Origin of the sequence: Mycobacterium paraense (assembly GCF_002101815.1) — a bacterium.
Classification (GTDB): Bacteria; Actinomycetota; Actinomycetes; order Mycobacteriales; family Mycobacteriaceae; genus Mycobacterium; species Mycobacterium paraense.
Genome location: NZ_LQPM01000017.1, coordinates 1 through 6,615 on the forward strand (window position 1 = coordinate 1; position 6,615 = coordinate 6,615).

Annotated in this window: 5 protein-coding genes; 4 read left to right on the forward strand and 1 reads right to left on the reverse strand. The window is 69.1% G+C overall.

The annotated features are described in order from the left end of the window. Positions 1-159: 159 nt before the first annotated feature. On the reverse strand, positions 160-987 hold the full coding sequence (locus tag AWB89_RS15645; protein ID WP_085103305.1) for an SDR family NAD(P)-dependent oxidoreductase: 828 nt from the start codon (positions 985-987) through the stop codon (positions 160-162). Positions 988-1,111: 124 nt separating this feature from the next. On the opposite strand from AWB89_RS15645, the gene AWB89_RS15650 reads away from it, so the two are divergent. The 4 genes from AWB89_RS15650 to AWB89_RS15665 all read left to right on the forward strand — a co-directional run. Continuing rightward, positions 1,112-2,347: a class I SAM-dependent methyltransferase gene (locus AWB89_RS15650; RefSeq protein ID WP_085174880.1), complete on the forward strand. Its 1,236-nt coding sequence runs from the start codon at positions 1,112-1,114 to the stop codon at positions 2,345-2,347. A gap of 57 nt (positions 2,348-2,404) precedes the next feature. Further along, entirely contained in the window at positions 2,405-3,631 is a 1,227-nt protein-coding gene (locus tag AWB89_RS15655) for a class I SAM-dependent methyltransferase (RefSeq protein ID WP_085174884.1), read from the forward strand. Continuing rightward, a complete protein-coding gene (locus tag AWB89_RS15660; protein ID WP_085174882.1) occupies positions 3,628-4,848 on the forward strand; it encodes a class I SAM-dependent methyltransferase in 1,221 nt (406 codons plus the stop codon). The genes AWB89_RS15655 and AWB89_RS15660 overlap by 4 nt, the downstream gene beginning before the upstream one ends. Before the next feature lie 93 nt (positions 4,849-4,941). Continuing rightward, positions 4,942-6,615, forward strand: a 1,674-nt coding sequence (locus AWB89_RS15665) for a PE family protein (RefSeq protein WP_085174886.1), incomplete at its 3' end; no start/stop codon positions are given.

The window sequence follows — 6,615 nt, forward strand, 5'->3', positions numbered from 1 at the left end:
CGACGCCACAGCGCACTCGCAGGACGACCCCCGATCAGCCGACTGCGACCAACCTGATGACCGAGTACAGCTAGATCTTGCGCGCCGAGATTGCGCCCAGAGACGCCGTCGGCCCCGATCGCGCGCGCTGAGCGCAGTCTCGCCAGGGGTTGCCCGGCGCTAGACCTTCGGCATCAACCGGCCCATGACGGGGCCGAAGAGCTGCTGGTAGTACGGGCCCGCGAGCCGAACCATGACGTCCAGGAGCTTGGCGTCGGTGCCGACGAGCACCCGGGCCCGCTTCTTGCGGACGGCGTCCAGGATGATCTCGGCGGCCCGCTGCGGGCTGGTCTTCGCGAGCCGCTTGTCGAACAGCTTGGCGAGCTGCTCGCTGTCGAGCCCCTCGGCCGCGGTGGCGTTGCGGGCGATCGCCGTCTTGATGCCGCCGGGGTGCACGGTGGTCACCGCCACCGGGTGGCGGGCCAGGATCATTTCCTGCCGCAGCGCCTCGGTGAAGCCGCGCACGGCGAACTTGGCCGAGTTGTACGCCGCCTGACCCGGCACCGAGAACAGCCCGAACACGCTGGAGATGTTGATCACGTGGCCGTCCCCGGAGGCGATGACGTGCGGCAGGAACGCCTTGGTGCCGTTCACCACACCCCAGAAGTCGACGTCCATCACCCGTTCGATGTCCTTGAACTGGCTGACCTCGATGTCGCCGGTGAAGGCGATGCCGGCGTTGTTGTAGATCTGGTTGACCTTGCCGAAGTGCTCGGCCACCTCGTCGGCGTAGGCCAGGAAGGCCTCGCGCTCGGTGACGTTGAGCCGGTCCGCCTTGACGGACGCCCCGATCGCCTTCAGCTGCTCCTCGGTCTGCGCCAGGCCCTCGGTGTCGACGTCGCTGATCGCGACCTTGGCCCCGGAACGGGCCAGCTCGACGGCCAGCGCCTGCCCGATGCCCGAACCGGCGCCGGTGACCACGGCGACCTTGCCGGCGAACCCCTTCATGAGCACTCTCCTGTCAGTCGGTCTTCGTCGAGGCTAGCCGGTACCCGCGGTACGGCCTTCGCAGGGCCGACGCTGCCCGGCGAGGCTCTGGTGCGCCGATGGAGCGACAGCCCATAATCCTGCGGTGGAACTCGATCCGCGCACCGACGTCGTCTCGCGCCAGTACGAGCGGTACCGCTACCCACTGCCGATCCAGGACCTCGACGCGCTGCCCGACAGCACCTGGCACTGGTTCGACCCGTCGCGGTTTCACGACATGTTGTGGGCCGGCCGCGGATACCCGCCCGATCTCGACATCCTGATCGCCGGTTGCGGCACCAACCAGGCCGCGGTTTTCGCGCACCGCAATCCCGGCGCGAAGGTGGTCGGCGTCGACATCAGCCAGTTCTCGTTGGACCACCAGCAATATCTCAAAGACAAGCACGGGCTGTGGAACCTGGAGTTGCACCGGCTCCCGATCGAAGAGCTGCCGACGTTGGGCACCGATTTCGATCTCATCGTGTCGACGGGCGTCCTGCATCACCTGGCCGACCCCCTGGTCGGCATGAAGGCGCTCGGCGATAGCCTGCGGCCGGACGGCGCCATCGGCCTGACGCTCTACGCGAAATACGGTCGGACCGGGGTGGAATTGATGCAATCGGTCTTCCGGGACATGGGGCTGCGCCAGGACGACGCGTCCGTGCACCTCGTCAAGGAGGCCATCGCGGTGCTGCCGGCCGAGCACCCGCTGCGAACCTATTTCCGGGCGGAGGGGGATTGGGAGCTTCAGTACGACGCCGCCGTGGTGGACACCTTCCTGCACGGCCGGGACCGTAGTTTCGACGTCGACGGCTGCATCGACCTCGTCACCTCGGCCGGCCTCGCGTTTCAGGGCTGGTTCATCAACGCGCCGTATTACCCGCACGACTGGTTCATGCCGGGAACCGCGGCCTATGACGCCGTCAATGCGTTGCCCGAGCGCCGGCTCTGGTCGGTCATGGAACGCCTTCATGTTTTCGCCGCGTGCCATTTCTTCATGGCGTGCCGCCCCGAGCGGCCGAAAGACAGCTACGCCGTTGACTTTTCGACGGGCGAGGCTCTCGAATACGTGCCCGGCATGCGGTTCAAGTGCGGTCTGGCCGGCGGCGACATCGTCAAGCCCGGCGGGCGCGTGGGTCTCAGTGCGGCCCAATTGCCGTTCCTGCGGCAGGTCGACGGCCGTCGCACGATTCGGGAGATCGTCGAAAGCCTGGGCCAAGGCGGGCAGGACGCGGAGAAGTTCGCCCGCGAACTGTTCCGGTGGCTGTGGCGGCTCGACTTCCTTGCGATGGGGCGCAGGCAAGCTCAAAATCCAGCCGTGGCGCAGGGGGATCTGGGATAGGGTCAGCCAACTGGCGACGCTCGACCAACCTCTGACGGCAACGGGGTGATGCTCAAAGTGACCGACGACCCGCGCGCTGATGTCGTCTCTCGCCAGTACGAGCGATGGCGGTACCCGGAACCGATCCTGGACCTCGACGCGTGGACGGCCAACAACTGGCAGTGGTTCGATCCCGTTCACGCGCACCGGATGTTATGGCCCGACCGGGAATTCAAGCCCGATCTCGACATCTTGATCGCGGGATGCGGCACCAATCAGGCGGCGATCTTCGCCTACACGAACCCCACCGCCAAGGTCGTCGCGGTCGACGTGAGTCAGCCGTCGCTGGATCACGAGCAGTACCTGAAGGACAAGCACGGGCTGTGGAACCTGGAGCTGCATCGCCTTCCGATCGAAGAGCTGCCCACGCTCGGGCTCGACTTCGACCTGGTCGTCTCGACCGGGGTGTTGATGGTGATGGCGGATCCGCTGGCCGGCATGAAGGCGCTCGCGCACTGCGTGCGGCCCGACGGCGTCGTCGGCGTGATGCTGTACGCGACGTACGGGCGCACCGGCGTCTACATGCTGCAATCGGCGTTTCACGACATGGGGCTGGGGCAAGACGATGCCTCGGTCCAGGTGGTCAAGGACACCATCGCGTTGCTGGCGCCCGATCACCCCGTCCGCAGCTATATCAAGCTGGCTCCGGATCTACAGTTCGACACCGGTCTGGTGGACACCTTCCTGCACGGCCGCGATCGCAGTTACACGGTCGATGAGTGCATGGCGCTGGTCACCTCGGCCGGGCTGGTGTTCCAGGACTGGTTCTTCAAGGCGCCGTACTACCCGCACGACATGTTCGCCCCGCCCAACGGGTTCTACCCGGCCCTGAACGCTCTGCCCGAGGCCACGGTGTGGTCGGTGATGGAACGCATCTCGACGATGAACGGCTGCCACTTCTTCATGGCCTGCCGCCCCGAGCGACCGAAAGAGTCTTATGCGATTGACTTTTCGACGGACGCATGCCTCGACTATGTGCCGATGATGCGCATGCGCTGCGGTCTGTCCGGCGCCGAACTCTTCCGGAACGACTGGCGCCTGGGCCTCAACTCCGCTCAGTTGCCGTTCGTGCAGCACGTCGACGGCCGCCGCACGATCCGGGAGATCGCCGCGTGCGTCGCGCAGGGCCCGGCGGCGCGCCGCGGCGACGCGAGCGACGTGGAAGCCTTCGGCCGCAAGCTGTTTCAGGCGCTGTGGCGCCTCGACTTCCTGGCAATGGGACTGCCGCCGGTGATGCCGCAGTGAGCGACGATCCGCGCGCCGACGTCGTTTCTCGCCAATACGAGCGGTGGAGGTACCCGCGACCCATCCAGGACCTCGACGAGTGGGTCGTCAACAGTTGGCAGTGGTTCGATCCCGTCCACGCGCACCGGATGTTATGGCCCGACCGGGAATACAAGCCCGATCTCGACATTCTGATCGCCGGATGCGGCACGAATCAGGCGGCGATCTTCGCCTACAGCAACCCGGCCGCGAGGGTGGTGGCCGTCGACATCAGTCAGCCGTCGCTGGACCATGAGCAATATCTGAAGGACAAGCACGGGCTGTGGAACCTGGAGCTGCACCTGCTTCCGATCGAAGAGGTGCCAACCCTGAACCTCGACTTCGACCTGGTGGTGTCGACCGGCGTTCTGCATCACCTGGCGGACCCCCCAGCGGGCATGGCCGCGCTCGCCCGCTGCCTGCGACCGGACGGCGCCCTGGCGGTGATGCTGTACGCGCGGTACGGCCGCATCGGGGTCGAAATAATGGAATCGGTCTTTCGTGACATGGGATTGCGCCAAGACGATGCGTCGGTCCAGCTGGTCAAAGACGCCATGTCCGTGCTCTCGCCCGATCACCCCCTGAAGAGCTACCTGAGCGTCGCGAGGGACCTGGAGGCGTCGGATGCCGCCCTGGTCGATACGTTCCTGCATGGTCGGGAGCGCAGCTACACCGTCGACGAGTGCATCGATCTGGTGACCTCGGCCGGGCTGGTGTTTCAGGGCTGGCTCCTCAAGGCGCCGTACCACGCGCACGAGCTGTTCGCCCCGCCGAGCGCGTTCTATCCGGCCGTGAACGCGTTGCCGGAGGCCAAGATATGGTCGGTGATGGAACGCATCCAAACGCTGAACGCGTGCCATTTCTTCATGGCGTGCCGTCCCGAGCGGCCGAAAGAGTCCTACGCCGTTGATTTTTCGACCGACGCGTCGCTCGACTATGTCCCGATGATGCGCATGCGCTGCGGTCTGGCCGGCAACGAGATCTACCGGCCGGACTGGCGCACGGCGCTCAATGCGGCCCAGCTGCCGTTTGTGCAGCTGATCGACGGCCGTCGCACGATTCGGGAGATAGCCGCGTCCGTGGCGCAGGGTCCGGGCTCGCGGCGCGGCGACACGGCCGACGTCGAGCAGTTCGCGCGCAAGCTGTTTCAGGGCCTGTGGCGCCTCGATTTCCTTGCGATGGGCCTGAACTCCGGCTAACACCGCCGGCGGTCTCAGCAAACACCGGACGCGCGCTCAACGCGGCGCATACGATCTGCCGGATACCCATTTCCCCATGACTGGAGGGCCAGCGTGTCGTTTGTGGTGGCAGCGCCGGAGGCGTTGGTGACGGCGGCTACCGATTTGGCCGGCATCGGTTCGGCACTGGGCGAGGCGAACGGCGCGGCCGCCGCCACGATCACGGCGCTGCTGCCGGCGGGCGCCGACGACGTGTCGGCGGCCATCGCGTCGCTGTTCGGGGCCCATGGCAGCGCCTATCAGGGCGTGAGCGCGCAGGTCGCGGCGCTTCATCAGCAGTTTGTGCAGGCGGTGCAGGCCGGTGCGGGCGCGTACGCCGGCGCCGAGGCCGCTAATGCCAACCCGCTGCAGGTGCTCGAGCAGGACGTGCTGGGCGCGGTCAACGCGCCCACGCAGTCGCTGCTGGGGCGCCCGCTCATCGGCAACGGCACCGACGGGACGGCGGCGAACCCCAACGGCGGGGCGGCTGGGCTGTTGTTCGGCAACGGCGGGACCGGCTTCAGTCAAACGACGAACGGCGTCGCCGGCGGTAACGGCGGCAGCGCGGGCCTGTTCGGCAACGGCGGGGCCGGCGGCGGGGGCGGCGCCGGCGCCAACGGCGGGCACGGCGGTGCCGGCGGGTTGCTGCAGGGCAACGGTGGCGCCGGTGGGCTCGGCGGCGCCGCCGCCGCGGGCGTCAACGGCGGAAACCCCGGCAGCGGCGGCGCCGGCGGCAGCGCCTTGCTGTTCGGCAACGGCGGGGCCGGCGGGCAGGGCGGCATGGGGCTGGCGGGCACTACCGCCGTCACCCCCGGCGGCGGGACGGCCAACACGGGCGACGCGGGGTTGATCTCCGCCAGCGTGGGTGGCCCCGGTGGCAACGGCGACGGGGGGACGGTGGGCCAGGTCGGTGGCACCGGCGGGGCCGGCGGAAGCAACAGCGCAACCTTAGACACGGGGGATGCCGGCGGCGGCAACGGCGGCATCGGCGGTCTCGGCGGTCCGGGCAGTAACGCCGGGGCCGCGGGCACCGGAGGCACCGGCGGCACCGGCGGCATGGGGGGAAACGGCGGGCTGCTGTTCGGTAACGGAGGCGCGGGCGGCCAAGGCGGCACGGGTGGCACCGGCGGCGCCGGTGGCATCGCCGCGAACGGCGGCGTGGGTGGCGCCGGGGGTGCCGCCTACGCGAGCAGCAGCATCAGCGCCGTCACCGCCGCCGGCGGCGCCGGAGGCGCCGGGGGCACCGGTGGAGTCGGCGGCACCGGCGGCACGGGCGGCACCGGGGGAGTCGGGGGCACCGGCGGTCACGGCGGGTTGCTGCTCGGCGACGGCGGGGCCGCCGGTACCGGTGGCACCGGCGGTCTGGGCGGCACCGGCGGGCTGGGTGGCAGCGGCGGCCTGGGCGGTAAAGGCGGTGATTCCTTCGCGATTTACACGGGCGCCGGCGAGTTATCGATCAGCGGCAACGGCGGCGCCGGGGGCACCGGCGGCGTCGGCGGTGTGGGCGGCACCGGCGGTTCCGGCGGCGCCGCGGGAACGGCGGGACAGGGAGGTCTGCTCGGTCAGGCGGGCCTCGGCGGCAGCAGCGGTGTGGGCGGCACCGGCGGCGCCGGCGGAGGCGGCGGAGCGGGCGGCGACGGGGTGCAGGCCGGGACCGCGACTGCGGGGTCGGACTCGATCATCATCCAAGGAACCGCCGGCGGGCAGGGCAGCGGCGGTGGCGGCGGTTCCTTGGATGATGATCGAGTC